Origin of the sequence: Asanoa iriomotensis, from assembly GCF_016862515.1 — a bacterium.
GTDB classification, from domain to species: domain Bacteria; phylum Actinomycetota; class Actinomycetes; order Mycobacteriales; family Micromonosporaceae; genus Asanoa; species Asanoa iriomotensis.
The window spans coordinates 154,499-170,702 of sequence record NZ_BONC01000002.1 but is presented as its reverse complement, the minus strand read 5'-3'; the positions used below and the strand labels follow the sequence as shown (position 1 = coordinate 170,702).

At 70.8% G+C, this 16,204-nt stretch carries 15 protein-coding genes; 4 read left to right on the top strand and 11 right to left on the bottom strand.

What is annotated here, in order from left to right; translation table 11 throughout:
• Positions 1–69: 69 nt before the first annotated feature.
• A complete protein-coding gene (locus Air01nite_RS02555; RefSeq protein WP_373310292.1) occupies positions 70–384 on the top strand; it encodes a chorismate mutase in 315 nt (104 codons plus the stop codon).
• On the opposite strand, the gene Air01nite_RS02550 is transcribed toward Air01nite_RS02555, so the two are convergent.
• Genes Air01nite_RS02550 through Air01nite_RS02535 form a run of 4 tightly spaced genes read right to left on the bottom strand, consistent with a single transcriptional unit; the run spans position 381 to position 4,320 of the window.
• Positions 381–1,127: a GNAT family N-acetyltransferase gene (locus Air01nite_RS02550; protein WP_203700126.1), complete on the bottom strand. Its 747-nt coding sequence runs from the start codon at positions 1,125–1,127 to the stop codon at positions 381–383. The two genes, Air01nite_RS02555 and Air01nite_RS02550, sit on opposite strands and share 4 nt — an antisense overlap.
• 49 nt (positions 1,128–1,176) lie before the next feature.
• The gene (locus Air01nite_RS02545) at positions 1,177–3,129 is read right to left on the bottom strand and encodes an FtsX-like permease family protein (RefSeq protein ID WP_203700125.1); all 1,953 of its coding nucleotides are present in this window, start codon (positions 3,127–3,129) and stop codon (positions 1,177–1,179) included.
• Positions 3,126–3,797, bottom strand: a complete 672-nt coding sequence (locus tag Air01nite_RS02540; RefSeq protein WP_203700124.1) for an ABC transporter ATP-binding protein — start codon at positions 3,795–3,797, stop codon at positions 3,126–3,128. The genes Air01nite_RS02545 and Air01nite_RS02540 overlap by 4 nt, the downstream gene beginning before the upstream one ends.
• Positions 3,778–4,320: a PadR family transcriptional regulator gene (locus Air01nite_RS02535; protein ID WP_203700123.1), complete on the bottom strand. Its 543-nt coding sequence runs from the start codon at positions 4,318–4,320 to the stop codon at positions 3,778–3,780. The genes Air01nite_RS02540 and Air01nite_RS02535 overlap by 20 nt, the downstream gene beginning before the upstream one ends.
• Positions 4,321–4,403: 83 nt before the next feature.
• On the opposite strand from Air01nite_RS02535, the gene Air01nite_RS02530 reads away from it, so the two are divergent.
• Positions 4,404–5,342 carry a MerR family transcriptional regulator gene (locus Air01nite_RS02530; protein WP_203700122.1) on the top strand — a complete coding sequence of 313 codons (939 nt, stop codon included), beginning with the start codon at positions 4,404–4,406 and terminating at the stop codon, positions 5,340–5,342.
• 46 nt (positions 5,343–5,388) lie between these two features.
• On the opposite strand, the gene Air01nite_RS02525 is transcribed toward Air01nite_RS02530, so the two are convergent.
• The 7 genes from Air01nite_RS02525 to Air01nite_RS02495 all read right to left on the bottom strand — a co-directional run bounded on the left by Air01nite_RS02525 (position 5,389) and on the right by Air01nite_RS02495 (position 14,009).
• The gene (locus Air01nite_RS02525; RefSeq protein WP_203700121.1) at positions 5,389–6,426 is read right to left on the bottom strand and encodes an ABC transporter ATP-binding protein; all 1,038 of its coding nucleotides are present in this window, start codon (positions 6,424–6,426) and stop codon (positions 5,389–5,391) included.
• The gene (locus tag Air01nite_RS02520; RefSeq protein ID WP_203700120.1) at positions 6,423–7,505 is read right to left on the bottom strand and encodes an ABC transporter ATP-binding protein; all 1,083 of its coding nucleotides are present in this window, start codon (positions 7,503–7,505) and stop codon (positions 6,423–6,425) included. Before Air01nite_RS02520 ends, Air01nite_RS02525 begins: the two co-directional genes overlap by 4 nt.
• Positions 7,506–7,524: 19 nt before the next feature.
• On the bottom strand, positions 7,525–8,517 hold the full coding sequence (locus Air01nite_RS02515) for an ABC transporter permease (protein ID WP_203700119.1): 993 nt from the start codon (positions 8,515–8,517) through the stop codon (positions 7,525–7,527).
• Between the two features lie 99 nt (positions 8,518–8,616).
• A complete protein-coding gene (locus Air01nite_RS02510) occupies positions 8,617–10,365 on the bottom strand; it encodes an ABC transporter substrate-binding protein (protein WP_203700118.1) in 1,749 nt (582 codons plus the stop codon).
• Positions 10,366–10,458: 93 nt separating this feature from the next.
• Positions 10,459–11,505, bottom strand: a complete 1,047-nt coding sequence (locus Air01nite_RS02505) for an ABC transporter permease (protein ID WP_239090432.1) — start codon at positions 11,503–11,505, stop codon at positions 10,459–10,461.
• A gap of 565 nt (positions 11,506–12,070) precedes the next feature.
• Positions 12,071–12,742: a response regulator gene (locus Air01nite_RS02500; protein WP_203700117.1), complete on the bottom strand. Its 672-nt coding sequence runs from the start codon at positions 12,740–12,742 to the stop codon at positions 12,071–12,073.
• 7 nt (positions 12,743–12,749) lie between these two features.
• Positions 12,750–14,009, bottom strand: coding sequence for an ATP-binding protein (locus tag Air01nite_RS02495; protein ID WP_275408177.1), 1,260 nt, complete (start codon positions 14,007–14,009; stop codon positions 12,750–12,752).
• A 318-nt stretch (positions 14,010–14,327) separates the two neighbouring features.
• Here Air01nite_RS02495 and Air01nite_RS02490 point away from each other — a divergent pair, with 318 nt between their 5' ends.
• Together Air01nite_RS02490 and Air01nite_RS02485 are read left to right on the top strand one after the other, a co-directional pair.
• Positions 14,328–15,779 (top strand): PspC domain-containing protein, encoded by a 1,452-nt coding sequence (locus Air01nite_RS02490; protein ID WP_203700115.1) that lies wholly within the window; start codon positions 14,328–14,330, stop codon positions 15,777–15,779.
• Entirely contained in the window at positions 15,776–16,126 is a 351-nt protein-coding gene (locus tag Air01nite_RS02485) for a hypothetical protein (protein WP_203700114.1), read from the top strand. Before Air01nite_RS02490 ends, Air01nite_RS02485 begins: the two co-directional genes overlap by 4 nt.
• Positions 16,127–16,204: the final 78 nt, after the last annotated feature.

The window sequence follows — 16,204 nt, the reverse complement described above, 5'->3', positions numbered from 1 at the left end:
CGGGCTCCTGGAGCCCGGGGCTTTTCTCGCCTCGGGGTCCAGGCAGCCGCCCACCGAAAGACACGAGACATGGCCCCCGAGGAGCACGACATGAGCGCCAACACCGTGGCCCAGCCGACCACCGGCACCGACGACGCCGCCGCCGCGCAACGCATCCGCGGCATGCGGGAGCGGATCGACGAGATCGACACCGCGATGATCGAGCTGTGGCAGGAGCGCGCCCGCCTCTCCCAGCAGGTCGGCGCCACCCGGGTCGCCTCCGGCGGCACCCGCCTGGTGCTGTCCCGCGAGCGGGAGATCCTGGAGAAGTTCCGCACGGCCCTGGGCGCCGACGGCACCCAACTCGCCCTGCTCATCCTCCGCGCCGGGCGCGGGGCGCTCTAGCGCAGGACGTTCCAGGTCTCGGCGGTGTGGAAGCCCATCGAGGCGTAGAGCGGGGCGCCCATCGCCGACGCGTGCAGGAAGGCGGTGTGCGCACCGTCCGGGTACGCGTCGCGCAGCACGGCAGCCGTCGCCAGCCGGCCGTAGCCGCGCCGCCGGTGCTCCGGCGGCACCGCGATGTTGAACACCCCGACCAGGTCGTCGACCAGCACGCCGAACGAGGTGGCCACGACCTCGCCGGCCACCTCGACGACGTACGCCCGGGTGGCCGGGTGGTCCAGCAGGGCCGGGGCGCTGAAGCCGTCGAAGATGTGCTCGGGCGCCTCGAAACCGTCGGCCAGCGCCCGGCGGTAGAGGTGCTGGTCGGCACCCGACACGCGGCGGACCGCGCCGGTGACCTCGTCCCGGCCGGTCAGGTCCTTGAGCATGAACGGCTGGGTCGTGCGGTTCTCGAGCCCGTGCCGCGCCGCGATCGACGCGACCCGATCGGCCTCCGCCGCGCCCCGCACCTGCAGGCTCCACGGCAGCTGGGCCAGCCGTGGCGAGTCGGCGAACGCCGCGATCTCGTCGGTGTCGAGCGTCGGGCCGGTCTGGATCACGCCGTTGAGCGTCGGCACCGGCAGGCCGGTGACCACCTCCGCGGTGCCGCGCGCACCGACCCGGCAGAACCCGTCCGGCAGCGTCTCCGCGCAGACCGCGATCGCCCGCAACCACGCCGCCACGGCGACGTCCACCCGATCAGCCACGCGACGACCGTACGAGGAAACCGCCACGAGGTCAGCCCAAGGTGACCGATCACTCGTAACGGACCGCGTCGTGCCGGGTCGTGGCGCCGACCAGCGGCAGCGCGAACAACGCGAACACCAGCGCGGCAAGCATGCCCGCGCCGACGGCCGCCAGCACCGGCAGGCCGGGACCGGTCCACACGAGACCCTCCGCGCGCGTGGTGGCGTACGCGGCGACCAGCCCGAGCGCCACCCCCGCCAGCGAGGTGACCAGCATGGTTGCCACGGTCTCGACGAGGATCGCCAGGCGGAGCTCACCCAGGCGTACGCCCGACGCGCGGAGCAGCGCGAACGGCCGTCTCCGCTCCGCCAGGCCGCCGATCACACCGGCCGTGAGCCCGCAGGCGCCGATCACCAGCACGAACAGCGCCGCGACGCCGCCCAACCGGTCGAAGTCGGCGAACAGCGTCTCGAGGTGGTAGTCGACCGGGTCGCGGTCGGTGTTGACGATCGCGTTGGGCATCAACTCGGCCACCGCGCCGCGCACCCGATTCTCGCCGGCCAGGCTGCCGTCGTAGGGCACGTCGTAGTCGTCCGTCCCCGGGCGGTGCACCGCCAGCGGGAGGTCCAGCGGCATGCCGCCCGTGTTGACCCGGACGACGCCCGCCGGGATCCGTTTCGCCTCCTCACCCACCGGCGGGCCCGGGCGGTCGGCCGTGCTGCCGAGATAGGCCGCCGCCATCGCGGCCAGCGCCACGGCGGCGACCGCGCGGAAGGTGGCGCGTGGGTCGTAGGCGATCCGCCGGGCGGCCAGCAACGCCGGCGCCCGCCGGCTGAGCCGGGCCACGCCGCGGGCGGCCCGCAGGCACAGCCACGGCCCCACCAGCACGACGCCGGCCACCGAGAGCAGCGCGAGCATCGGGCGCAGTTGGGCGAGCGTCTCCGGCCCGACGCGGTCGCGCAGCGGCACGAGGGCCAGCAGGCCCGCGACGCCGACCCCGAGCGGCAGGGCCGTCCACGCGGTCGGCGGGGCGCGGCGCGCGCGGCGCTGCACCGACAGCGGGCTCAACTGGACGTGCCAGAGCGAGGCCAGCGTCGTGGCGACCGCGAGCGCCGGCAGGCCCGCCAGCACGAGCGCCAGCTCCCAGCCGGGCACGCGGACGTCCTCGACCCAGAAGTGACCCCGTTGGAACACCACGGTCGCGGCCAGCACCCGTCTGCCCAACTCGTAGCCGCCCCAGGCGAGCAGCGTGCCGGCGCCCGCGGCCAAACCGGTCTCGGTCGCGGCCACGAGGGCGGTCTGCGCCCGGGTCGCGCCGACCAGGCGGAGGCTGGCCAGCCGCCGATCCTGCTGCCCCGCCGCCACCCGAGTCACGATCACCAGCAGGAACAGCACGGGTACGAGCACGAACACGGTGCCGACGCCGATGCCGGCGGCCTGGATGGTCAGCACGCCGACGCGCGGCGCGGAGCGGAAGAAGCCGTGCAGCTCGGCGACCGAGCCTACGCCGCGGAGCTGGTCCGGCGTGCGGCCGATGATCGCGACCAGCTCGTTGTCGTGCGCCAGCCCGGCCGGCCCGATGGTCATCGTGTCGCGGCCCGGGAAGCGGTCGTCGAGCTGGTCGCCGGGGGTGGCGGCGAGCAGCCGGCGCAAGGCCGGCGAGACGGCGATCTCGCCGGGCCCGGGCAGCCGGTCGATGCCGGGTGGCACGGGCGGGTCGGCGCCGAGGGCCGCCACGTAGGCGCGGGTCATCGGCGTGCCGTCGTAGTAGTCGCTGACCGCGAGGAACAGCGCGCCGTCGGGCTTCTCGGCCGGTGGGTCGGCGACCTCGCCGTCGACCACCGCCGTCGCGGCGTCCTGCCAGCTGATCCGCTCGGCCCGGCCGAAAGCTGCGTTCGGCGCGCTGAAGGCGAGCAGCAGCAGCGCGCCCGCGACACCGATGCCGGCCGCGGTGAAGCCCCGGCGCAGCCGCTGTTCCCGGCCGCCGGCGACGGCCAGCCGCAGGGCGACGAGCGCGTTCACGGTGCACCGACCGGCGCGGTGTCACGGCCGTCGCGCACGAGCACGGTGCGGTCCGCGTGCGCGGCGACCCGCGGCTCGTGCGTGACCAGCAGGACGCTGGTGCGCTGCGCGTGTGCCGCGTCGACGAGGAGCTCCATCACGTGGTCGGCGGCGACGGAGTCGAGCGCGCCGGTCGGCTCGTCGGCGAACACCACCGCGGGGCCGGCGACCAGCGCCCGGGCCAGCGCCACCCGCTGGCTCTCGCCGCCGGACAGCTCCGCCGGCATCCGCTCGTCGAGCCCGTCGAGCCCGAGGCGGTGCAGCCAGTCGCGGCCCGCCGCCAGCGCGTCGCGCCGGCGGCGACCGGACAGCAGCAACGGAAGCGCCACGTTCTCGACGGCCGGCAGCTCCGGGACGAGCTGGCCGAACTGGAAGACGAAGCCGAACGCGGTGCGCCGCAGCCGCACCCGGTCGCGGTCGGGCAGGTCGTCGATGCGACGGCCGGCGAACCAGACCTCGCCGGAGTCGGGGCGCAGGATGCCGGCGAGGCAGTGCAGCAACGTCGACTTGCCGGAGCCGCTCGGCCCCATCACCGCGACGACCTCGCCCTCGGCGAGGGTGACGCCGGCGCCGCGCAGCGCGTGCGCGGTCCCGAAGGACTTGTGCAGGTCACGACCCGTCAGAATCACCGCGCACCTCGTCGGCCAGGGCGCGCAGCCGCGCGGACGTGTGGTCGATCCACCGGAGGTCGGCCTCGATGTGGAAGAGCTGGTAGTCGGCGAGGATGGCGTCCTGGTTGGTGGTCGCGGCCCGGCGGGCGCGGGTCAGCGCGGCCATCGCGGCCAGGTGGGTCTTCCGTTGCGCGTCGAGAAACTCGTCGGCCGGGCGGCCGGACAGCAGCGCCAGCACGACCTTGGTGAAGAGCACCGGCTGCAGCAGCGGCTGCGGCTGCTCGGGCTCCCCGAGCCAGGCGCCCAAGTCGGTCACCCCCTCCTCGGTGATCGCGTAGCGCTTGCGGTCGGGACCGGCACCGGCCTCGACGCCGACGACCTCGATCAGGCCGTCGCGGGTGAGCTGGGCCAGGGCGCGGTAGACCTGGCCGAACCGGACGGGCTTCACGCCGCCGAACCGGCGGTCGTAGGACTGCTTCAGGTCGTAGCCGTGTCGGGCGGACCGTTCGAGCAGACCGAGCAACGCGTACGAGACTGTCACGGTGATGACTATACTCAGCGGGTATACCCAATGGAAGTAGTCCCGCTTGCATCTCCACCAGGTGGAGATTGGAGGGTGGACGCATGCGGGAGCGGTACTCGATCGGGGACCTGGCGCGCCGCACCGGGCTGCCGGTGCGGACGATCCGGTTCTACTCGGACTCCGGGCTGCTGCCGCCGACCGACCGCAGTCCCGCCAACCACCGCCGCTACGACCTCGCGGCGGTCGCCCGCCTCGACCTCGTCCGCACACTTCGCGAGCTGGGGCTCGACCTCGCCACGATCCGGCGGGTACTGGCCGACGAGCTCACGGTGGCGCAGGCCGCAGCCCGGCACGCCGACGCGCTCGACGTGCAGATCCGGGTGCTGCGCACGCGCGCGGCCGTGCTGCGGGCGATAGCGAGCCGGGCTGAGCCGCCCAACGAACCCAACCCTGAGGAGCTGACCCTGATGCATCGTGTCGTGCGACTGTCCGAGGACGAACGGCACCGCCTGATCACCGACTTCGTCGACCGCGCCTTCGGCGGCCTGGACGTCAACGAGGACTTCGTCGCCTGGCTGCGGTCGGCGCTGCCGTACCTGCCGGACGAACCGACCACCGCACAGGTCGACGCCTGGATCGAGCTGTCGGAACTGGTCCGCGACGAGGACTTCGTCGCGAGCGTGCGGCGGATGGCCGAGCACCAGGCCGCCGAGATCGCCGAGGGCGGCCGGATGGGACTGCACCACGAGCTGACCATCAAGGTGCGCGACCGGGTCACGGCGGCCATCGACGCGGGCGTGGAACCCGACTCGCCGGCCGCCGCGGAGATCCTGTCCGACGTGGTCGCGCGCTACGCCGAGACGTTCGGCACCGAGGACACGCCCGCCTACCGGGCCAAGCTGGTCACCCGGCTGCGGACCGCCGACGACCCACGGGTCGAGCGCTACGTGCGGCTGATCGGCATCATCAACGACTGGCCGGAGACGCCGCCGCTCGGGCCGGTCTTCGGCTGGCTGATCGCGGCCCTGGACCCGAAATGACGACGACCGGGCAGGCGACGGCCTGCCCGGTCGGATCGTCGCGGTGCTACTTGATGGCGCCGTCCTCCGGGAAGTGGCAGGCGGCGACGGTGCCGTTGGACTTGACCGTCAACGGCGGCTCCTCGCTCGCGCACACCTCCTGCGCCTTCCAGCAGCGGGTGCGGAAGCGGCAGCCGGACGGCGGGTTGAGCGGCGTCGGCACGTCGCCCTCGAGGCGGATGCGGCCCGACGCGCCCATCTTGGTCACGTCCGGCACGGCCGAGAGCAGGGCACGGGTGTACGGGTGAGCCGGGCGTTCGTAGATCGTCTCCCGGTCGCCGATCTCGACCATCTTGCCGAGGTACATGACCCCGATCCGCTGGCAGAAGTGCCGCACCACGGCGAGGTCGTGCGCGATGAACACGAACGCCAGGTCGAGCTCGCGCTGCAGCTCCCGCAGCAGGTTGATGACCTGCGCCTGGATCGACACGTCGAGCGCCGAGACCGGCTCGTCCGCGACGATGATCTTCGGCCGCAGGGCGAGCGCGCGGGCCACGCCGATGCGCTGCCGCTGGCCGCCGGAGAACTCGTGCGGGTAGCGGTTGTAGTGCTCCGGGTTGAGGCCGACCAGCTCGAGCAGCTCCTGGACGCGCTTCTTCACGCCGCCGGGCGGGTTGATCCCGTTGACCTGCAACGGCATCGCCACGATCCGGCCCACCGTGTGCCGCGGGTTCAGCGACGCGTACGGGTCCTGGAAGATGATCTGCATGTCCTGTCGGAGCTGACGCAGGCCGCCACCCTTGGCGTGGGTGATGTCCTTGCCCTCGAACGTGATCTTCCCGGAGGTCGAGTCGAGCAGGCGGACCAGCATGCGGCCGGTGGTGGTCTTGCCACAGCCGGACTCGCCGACCAGGCCGAGCGTCTCGCCCGCCCGGACGGAGAAGCTGACGCCGTCGACCGCGCGCACCAGGCCGGTCTTGCCGAACATCCCGGACCGCACCGGGAAGTGCTTGGTCAGGTCCTCGACGACCAGCAGGGGCTCGCCGGCGGGACGGGACGGCCCGACCGGCTCCGTGCCGGGCTCCTGGACCAGGGTCTCGGTCATTGCGCGACTCCAGCGGACGGTGCGATGTCTTCGGCGTAGAACTTCTGGCGGTCCGCCTCGGACAGATGACAGGCCACCAGGTGACCGCGCTCCTGCACCTGGTGCAGCTCGGGCACCTCGGTGAACGAGCGGTCGCCGTTGCGGCCGGCGTAGCGGCAGCGCGGGTGGAAGGCGCAGCCGGACGGCAGGTTGATCAGCGACGGCGGGTTGCCCTTGATCGGCACGAGGTCGGCGTCGGCGTCGCCGTGCAGCGACGGCACGCTGGCCAGCAGGCCCCAGGTGTACGGGTGCTGCGGCCGGCGCATGACCTGCTCGACGCTGCCGAACTCGACCGCGCGCCCGCCGTACATGACCAGAACGTCGTCGGCGACCTGGGCGACCACGCCGAGGTCGTGGGTGATCATGATGATCGCGGAGTTGAACTCGCGCTGGAGGTCTTCGAGGAGGTCGAGGATCTGTGCCTGCACCGTCACGTCGAGCGCCGTGGTCGGCTCGTCGGCGATCAGCAGGTCGGGGTCGTTGACCAGGGCCATCGCGATCATCGCGCGCTGGCGCATACCGCCGGAGAACTCGTGCGGGTACTGATCCGCGCGGCGCGCGGGCTGCGGGATGCCGACCCGGCCGAGCATGTCGACGGCACGCCTGCGGCACTCGCTCTTCGACGCGTTCGGGTGGTGGACCTTGTAGGCCTCGGCGATCTGCGCGCCCACCTTGAAATAGGGGTGCAGCGCGGACAGCGGGTCCTGGAAGATCATCGACATGTCGCGACCACGCAGGCGCCGGGTCTGCTCCTCGGACATGCCGACCACGTTGCGCCCACCGACCAGGATCTCGCCCGAGATCCGGGCGCGCTTGGTGTTGTGCAGGCCCATGATGGTCAGCGACGTGACGCTCTTGCCGGAGCCGGACTCGCCGACGATGCCGAGCGTCTGGCCGCGTTCGACCGAGAACGAGACGCCGTCGACGGCCTTGACGATGCCGTCCTCGGTCGGGAACTGCACCCGCAGGTCGTTGACCTTGAGGTATGGCCCCGTGTCGGTGGTCGCCGGGCTCTGGGGCGCCGAGGTTGGTGCGGTCACTGTTGTTCTCCCTCGCGCTTCAGCTCAGCCGGACCCGTGGGTCGATCACGGCGTACAGCACGTCGACGATCAGGTTGGCCACGACGATGAACACCGCCGCCAAGAGCACCGTAGCGACGACGATCGGCAGGTTGAGGAACCCGACGGCCTCGACGGTCTCCTTGCCCAGACCGCGGAGACCGAAGATGGTCTCGGTGATGAACGTGCCGCCCAGCGACGCGCCGATGTCCAGGCCGGCGATCGTCACGATAGGCGTGATCGCGGCGCGCAGCGCGTGCTTGGTGTAGACCCGGCGCAGCGGCAGGCCCTTGGCGCGGGCGGTGCGCACGAAGTCCTCGGACAGCGTCTCCAGCATCTGAGCGCGGGAGAGCCGGGCGTAGATCGCGGAGTTCAGGAAGCCCAGCGTCACCCAGGGCAGGATCAGGCCCTGTGCCCACTTCGCCGGATTCTCCGTGAACGGCGTATAGGACGGGAACGGCAGCAGGCCGGTGGTATAGACCAGGAGGAAGAGCAGGATCAGGCCGAAGAAGAAGACCTGCATCGACGCACCGGTCAGCGAGATGCCGATCGCCAGCTTGTCGAACAGGGTGCCTCTGCGTAATGCCGAGACCATGCCCAATGACACGCCTATCAGCAACCACAGGATGGCCGCGCCGATGACGATGCTGATGGTGACCGGCACGGTCCGGCTGAGGATCGTGGTCACCGCCTCGTCGTTGCGGAACGAGTAACCCAGGCAGGGCGCGTCGCAGCGCCGCTCGAAGGCGGTGCCGTCGGCGTAGGTGCGGCCGACGAAGATGCCCTTCATGAACTTGGTGTACTGCGTGACGATCGGCTCACGCAGGCCGAGCCGGGTCTCCACCTGGGCGATGCTGGCCGCGTCACAGTTCTTTCCGCACATCACCTTGGCCGGCGACGACGGCACCGCGAAGAACAGACCGAACACGATGATGCTGATCGCGATGAGCGTTACGACGCCGACTAGCACGCGTCGCGTAAGAAACCGGACCATGGTGCGCACCTATCCGATGGAGATTGCCGGTGGGTGCGGGTGGCCGTCCTGGTGGGAGGCCACCCGCACCCGCTTACAGGCGGTTCGGGAACTTGCTGGTTACTGCTTGACGAAGATCTTGTTCAGCTGCAGAGCGCCGAACGCGTCACTCAGGTAGGCGTTGCCGACCTTCGAGCCGTACAGCTCGTGAGTGGCGTCGTAGTACGCCGGGATCTCGGGCAGGAAGTCGGTCATGAGCTTCTTGTCCAGAGCGGTCCAGGCAGCGTCCTGCTCGGCGGCCGGCATCGCACGGATCTTGTCGATCTCCGTGTTGATGCTGTCGTCGTTGAAGTACGCGAGGTTGTTGTTGCCCTCGTCGGCGATCTCACGGCCGTCGTACAGCGGCGGGATGATCGTCGAACCGGTCGGCCAGTCCGAACCCCAACCGTGCAGGTAGAGGTCGTACGGGTTGTTCTTGCGGCCAACCTGGTCGTAGTAGCTGGTCGACTCGATCGCCTTCAGGGTCACCTGGAAGCCGGCCTTCACCAGGCTGGCACGGATCGCCTCGGCCTGCGCGGTACGCAGCGCGGTGTTGCTGTGCGCGAGCACCAGCGGCGGCGGCGTGGTGCCACCGAGGATCTCCTTGACCTTGTTGACGTCACCGGTCGGCGGGGCGTTGTAGACGTCGAACGCCTCGAAGCCCGCGGTGGTCGGCGACATCAGCGTGCTGGCCGGCGTGCCGGCGGACGTGCCACCGATCGCCTTGAGCGCGGCGTCACGGTCGAGGCCGTAGTAGAGCGCCTCGCGGATCTTCTTGTCCTTGATCCGCAGGTTGTTCACACCCAGGTACCAGACGTACTGCGTCGGGCCCTTGGCAACCCGGTTGGCCACGTTCGCGGCCGTCGTCCGCGGCAGCACCGCGGGCGGGGTGTCACCCCAGGTCAGCGAAGCCTGGTCGGCCGGGGCGTCGGCGACGAGCCGCTCAGCGATCTGCTGCTGCTCGAGACCGAAGGTGAACTTGTAGCCGTCCGGGTAGGCGGTACGGATCGGGTCCGTGTTCGCGTCCCAGTTCGGGTTGCGCTCGAGCTCGAGCGCGTTGTCACGGGTGTAGGACTTGACCTTGTACGGACCCGAGGAGAACGGCTTCAGGTCGTACTGGCCCTTGGTGTCCTTCGCCTGCGGGACCGGCGCGGACGTCGGCAGCGCGGCCGCGTACGGCATGTCGCAGTGCGGCTCGGCGAAGGTGAACTTGATGGTCTTGTCGTCCGGCGTGTCGATGCCGGCCGGCATCGCACCACCCTCGTAGGGGCCCTTGTAGGTGGCGTTGTAGCCGCCGCCCGGGTAGAGCCACTGCTGGATGTAGTGCGGACCCTCGTTGAGCTCCGGCGCGAAGCTGCGGGCGATGCCCCAGGCGACGTCCTTCGACGAGACCGCGGAACCGTCCTCGTACTTCAGGCCGTCGCGGAGCTTGAACTCCCAGACCTTGCAGTCCTTGTTGACGTCGGTGCCCGGGTTGGTGGCCAGGTCGCCGACCAGCAGCATCTTGCCGCTGCCGTCCTCGACGTAGCCGGCGAGCGACCGGTAGATCAGGTTGCCCGTCAGCTGCTGCACGTTGACGTAGTTACGGGCGGGGTCGAGGTGCTCGAAGTCCGAGACCTGCATGACCGTGATGACGCCGCCCTTGGTGGCGCCGTCGACGGCCTTGGCGGGGCCGGTGTTGTCAGCGGCCTCGTAGGAGATCGACCCGCTCTGGGTCTTGGCCTCCCCGCTGTCGCCGCTCCCGCCTTCATTGGTAGTTGCATTACAACCCGTGGCGGTCAACGCCACGGCAAGAGCGCCGACGACCAGCGCTCCTCCCTTAATTCGCACGATCTTCTCCCTTCCCGCCCGGCTGGGGCTCCCTCAGCTCCCGAGATTTCCGAACGAAACGTGCGTGGTGCAAAAGTCTTTGTCGCGCGCGGCTTATCGCGTGGACTTCGGGTCCAATGCGTCGCGCAGTGAGTCACCGAGCAGGTTGAACGCGAGGACGAGGATGAAGATCGTCAGGCCCGGCCACAACGTGTACCAGGGGTCGCTGGCGACGTACTGGATCGAGTTGAAGATCATGCGGCCGAGGTCCGGCGTCGGCTCGATGACGCCGATGTTGACGAAGGCCAGCGCGGCCTCGGTGGTGATGAAGGCCGGCACGTTCAGCGACAGCGTGACCAGGATGGGCGCCCAGATGTTGGGCAGCAGCTGCCGGAAGAGGATGTGCCCGGTGTTGGCGCCGGCCGCCCGGGCGGCCTCGACGAACTCCCGCTCGCGCAGGGCGATCACCTGGCCACGCACGAGCCGGGCCGTGTAGGTCCAGCTGAACAGCGCGAAGGTCGCGATGATCAAGATGACGCGGAAGCTGGCCGGGATCGCGTCGCGCTCGCCGTAGAAGTTGTCCTCGACGATCGGGATGATCGCGAGGGCGAAGATCAGGAAGGGGAACGCCAGCGTCAGGTCGATGACCCAGTTGATCGCGGTGTCCAGCCAGCCGCGGGCGTAGCCCGCGACGATGCCGATCAGGACGCCGATGGCCGAGGCGACGATCGCCGCGGCGAACGCGATCAGCAGCGACGTGCGCATGCCGTAGACCAGCTGCATCAGGATGTCGCGGCCGTTGCCCGGCTCGAGGCCCAACCAGTGCGTGCCGTTCATTCCGCCGGCGTAGCCGAGCGGCATCGCGTAGTCGTTGAGCTTGTCGGTGAACGGCTGCGTCGGCGCTATGCCGCGCAGCTTCTCGATCACGGGCGAGAGCAGCGCGATGACGACCAGCACCAGCAGCGTGATCGCGCTGACCTTGGCGGTGCGGTCACGCTTGAGCCGCAGCCAGGCGAGCTGGCCGGGCGAACGACCGACGAACGCCTTTGCCTTCTCGCCAACAGGGGCATCGACCGGGGAATTGACCTCCAACGCTACGGTGCCGCCCATGCCATCCGTTGTGGTGGCGGGGAGCTCGGGCGTCGAGTCGGTCTTCCTCATGGACGGGGGCCTCCTAGATCGGACGAAGGGTCGCTCCGCCTGTTCGGCAAAAGCTAGCCCGCATGAAGCGACTTCGGAATAGTCGAATGCATCGTTCAGATAACAGCTACGTCTCCGAACGAGCAGTCGGGTGTAACAGCGAGCCGACTGTGCACATCAGACGGAAGGCAGCGCAAATCGGACCAAATCGACGAACCCCCGTGCGATCGATTCGACCGATTTGCAACCTTCCACAAGTGAGCCCAGCAGCCACCCGCCATCATTCCGGCACGCTCCGTGCAGATGACGAGACGCGTCGGCGGAGATTTTAGGTTGCACGGATGGGGGATTATTGAACTGGAGCCTTGCGGCCACACAGCGGGTTGTGTCACCGCCGTCGGCGCGACGCGAAGTAGATCAAACACATCCCCGCGCGATCGCACAAGGGTTTGCCCGGCGCCGAAACAAAAGCTTCATGACCGCTACGCACCGCGGAGATGGCAGCGGAGCGGAGCGTAGCGGTGGCTGGCGGGAGCGACGGTCCGGACCACCGCGAATCCGAGTAAATATCTCTATATGTGGAGATTTACACCAGTCGGCGGTCCGCTGCCCAGCGTGACAGCTCGTAGCGGTTCGACATCTGCAGCTTGCGCAGGACGTTGGACACGTGCGTCTCGACCGTCTTGATCGAGATGAACAGCTCCTTGGCGATCTCCTTGTACGCGTAGCCGCGGGCCAGCAGCCGCAGCACCTCGCGCTCGCGGTTGGTGAGCTGGTCCAGCTCGGGGTCGGCGACCGCGGTGTCGGAGCGGCTCGCGAAGGCGTCCAGCACGAAGCCGGCCAGCCGTGGGCTGAAGACGGCGTCACCGTCGGCTACCCGGCGGATCGCGGCGGCCAGCTCGTCGGAGGAGATGGTCTTGGTGACGTAGCCGCGGGCGCCGGCGCGGATCAGGCCGATCACGTCCTCGGCGGCATCGGAGACGCTCAGCGCCAGGAAGCGGACCTGCGGGTGGGTCCGGCGGACCACCTCGAGCACCGCGCGGCCGCCGCCGTCGGGCATGTGCACGTCGAGCAGCACCACGTCGGGCTCCAGGGCGCTGATCCGGCTGACCGCCTCGGCCACCGTGCTGGCCTCGCCGATCACGTCGACGCGGCCGGCCAGCTCGGCCCGGACCCCGGCCCGGAACATCGCGTGGTCGTCGACGACGAAGACCCGCAGCGCCTCGGGTGCGTCGGTCGGCGTGGCGTTCTCGGTCATCTCGGGCTCACCTGTCCTTGCTGGCATTGGCGTTGTTCTGGGGCACCCTGGCGATCGGCAGGAAGAGCCGCACCTCGGTGCCGGTGCCGGGCTCGCTGCGGATCTCCGACCGGCCGCCGTGGCGGGACATCCGGCCGATGATCGAACCGCGCACACCGTGCCGCGTCTCTTCCACTGTAGAGGGGTCGAAGCCGGCGCCGCGGTCGCGGACGAAGACGCTGAGCTGTTCCGGCTCGACCTCGGCGTAGAGGGAGACGGTCTGCACCTTGGCGTGCCTGGCGGCGTTGACCATGGCCTCGCGGGCGGCGGCGACCAGGGCGCCGACCCGCTCGTCGGTCTCCCGGTCGCCGACGATCACGGTCTCCACCGTGATCGCGAAGGTGTCCTCGACCTCGGCCGCGGCCTGCTCCAGCGCGGCCGCGAAGCGCTCGGTGGGCGAGGCGGTGGGCTTGTAGAGCCAGTTGCGCAACGAGCGCTCCTGGCCGCGGGCCAGCCGCTGGACCACCTTGACGTCGCCGGCGTTGCGCTGGATCAGCGCGAGCGTGTGCAGCACCTGGTCGTGCACCATGGCAGCGACCTCGGCGCGCTCCGTCTCCCGGATCCGGCCCTCGCGCTCGGCGCGGAGCTGGTTGAACGTGCGCCACAGCGCGGGGCCGGCGACCACGGCGACGCCGAACAGGCCGACGAGCGCGAAGATCACGCCGTTGACCACGGCGCCGATGTTGCCGGCCGGCGCGTAGACCGCGACGACGCCGATGATGCCGGTCGCGACCAGCACGCCGCCGCCGATGAAGCGGAGCAGGAAGGCCCGGCGGTCGCTCTCGTCGACCACCGCGCCGAGCCAGGGCATCTGGGGCAGCGTCTCGCTCCACTGGCGGCGCCGCTCGGGGTCGGACTGGTGCCAGATCACCCCGGCGCCGACCGCGACGAGCGCGACCATCCAGCCGCCGGTGGCCGCGGCGCCGACCGAGTTGAGCAGGAGGCCTTGTGAGATCAGCACACCGAAGCCGATCAGCAGGAACGGCAGCACCTGGGCCCAGCCTCGGCGGGGCACGTCGGCGGCGGTGCGCGGGCGCTGCGGCAGCACGGCCCAGAACGCGGCGTAGAGGAGCAGCCCCAGACCGCTGAACCCCAGCAGCAACACGAACGCCACGCGCACCCGGGAGACCGGGATGCCGAGGTGTTCGGCGAGGCCGGTGGCCACCCCGGCGACCATGCGGTTGTCGCGGGCGCGGTACAGGCGGGCTGCTGCGGTCGGTGCGGTGATGGCGAAACTCCTTCCGGGTGGTTCCGATCGTCACACGCACAGCCACCCGCCGACCACGGGGAGGCCCCTTAAGGCCTGTCCTGCCGGTCAACGTGGCCTGCGACGGGCCCAGCCGCCGTGTGGCGGCGTCCCGGGATCACCCAAATACAACACCGGTATTCGGGCAATCCCAGGCCACCACCACACGACACCTGGACTCTGTCTCGGCTCACGTTGACCGGCAGGACAGGCCCTAACCTGCGGCGCGTTATTTCTCAGGGTGGGCTCAGGGTCGGGTCCGGAGGCCGCTCGGGCGCCGCTGCGGCCAGTATCGACGCTATGACCGAGACCCCCGAGACACCGGCCGGCGCGGGCCCGGCGGACGAGGCCGCCGCGCCGCCGCCCGGACCACCACCGCCGCCACCGCCCGGTGCCGGCGCCGCGCCCGGCACGGCCGCGTTCGCCACGCGGTACGGGCTGACCCGCCCACACAGCGGGCGGTACCTCGCCGGGGTCTGCGCGGCGATCGGCCGGGCCACCAACACCGACCCGATCCTGTGGCGGGTGCTGTTCGCCGTGCTCACCGTCTTCTTCGCGGTCGGTGTGCTGATCTACGTGACCGCGTGGCTGCTGATCCCGGCTGAGGGCGACACCGCGTCGCCGATCGAGGCGGTGCTCGGCAAGGGCCGCTCCAGCATGTCGCCGGTGACCGCGATCGTCCTCGGCGTCGGCTGCACGGTGCTGTTCGGCTTCCTGGTCACCGACGCGTTCCGGGCCTTCGTGCTCGGCGCGGCGATCCTGATCGGCGGCGCGCTGCTGCTCAACCGCAACCAGCGCGGGCCGCAGCCCGTGCCGTCCGGGCCCGCCGACCAGCGGTTCTCGTGGTCCAACGTGTCGCCGTGGGCGGGGACCGCGCCGTGGCAGGCAGAGCCGGCCGCCCCACCGCCGGCTCCGGCTCCCGCCCCGGCCGCGGCGCCGCCGCCGGTCGCGGTCGACGAGCCGACCGAGCAGGTGTACGCGGCGCCGGCGCCGACGGCGCAGTTCCCACCGGTCACGGGGCCGTACCCGCCGCGGCAGCAGCAGGGCTACCAGCCGCCGTTCGCGCCCTACGGCCCGTACGGCGGGCCGCCCACGCCGCCCCCGGCGCCGCCGCGGCCGGCCAAGCCGCCGAAGCCGCCCAAGGAGCGCTCGGCGCTGGGCGCGGCGACGTTCTCGCTGATCTTCGTGGCGATGGGCGTCGTGGCGATGCTCGACCTGCTCAACGTGATCCGGGTGCGGCCGACCACCTACTTCGCCGCCGCCCTCCTCACGATCGCGCTTGGCCTGCTGGTCGGCACCTGGCTGGGCCGGGCGCGCTGGCTGATCGCGCTCGGCCTGGCCGCTGCGGCCGCGCTGGGCATCTCCTCGATCGCCGAATATCAGGTCGACCACGACAAGCTCGGGCCCCGCGAGGCGGTCTGGGAGCCGACCACGATGAACGAGTTGCGGCCCAACTACCGGCTGCCGTTCGGGGACGCGCGGCTCGACCTGACCAGCCTCGACTTCGCCGGGCAGAGCAAGGAGGTCGCCGTCACCCTCAACGCCGGCGATCTCGAGGTGCGGGTGCCCGACAACGTCGACGTGGTCGCCGACGTCACCGTCGACGCCGGCGACGCGCAGGTCTTCGACCAGTCGATGAGCGGGCTCGGCCAGTCGACGACCGTCGAGGACAACGGCTCGGACGGCGCCGGCGGCGGCTTGCTGCGCCTCACGATCCACGTCAACACCGGCCGCGTGGAGGTGAACCGATGAAGCCGCACCGCACAGACCTGCTCTCCCTGACGTTCGCGATCATCTTCCTGGCGATCTTCGGCTGGTGGGTGTTCGCCCAGGTCGTCCACGTCAACGTGCCGCCGGCGGGCTGGTGGGTGGCGTTCGGGCTGATCCTGCTGGGTCTGCTCGGCCTGATGGGCGCGATCCGGTCCGCGAGCAACGCCAACGCGGCACAGCGTTCGGCCGTCCCGGCCGCCGATCCGGCGCCGTCGACGGATCTCTCGGTGGCGCCGTCGGTCGACCCGTTCGTCGACCCCGAGCCGGTGACGCTGCCTGATCTCGGCGAGCCGGTGTCGGCTCCGCCGCGCGGTCAAAGTCACGACTAACCAGCTGCGGCACCTATGCTGGCCGGTGGAGGTTTGTCGCCTCCGCCGGTCAGCGCCGTTTTGTCCTAATTCCGACCC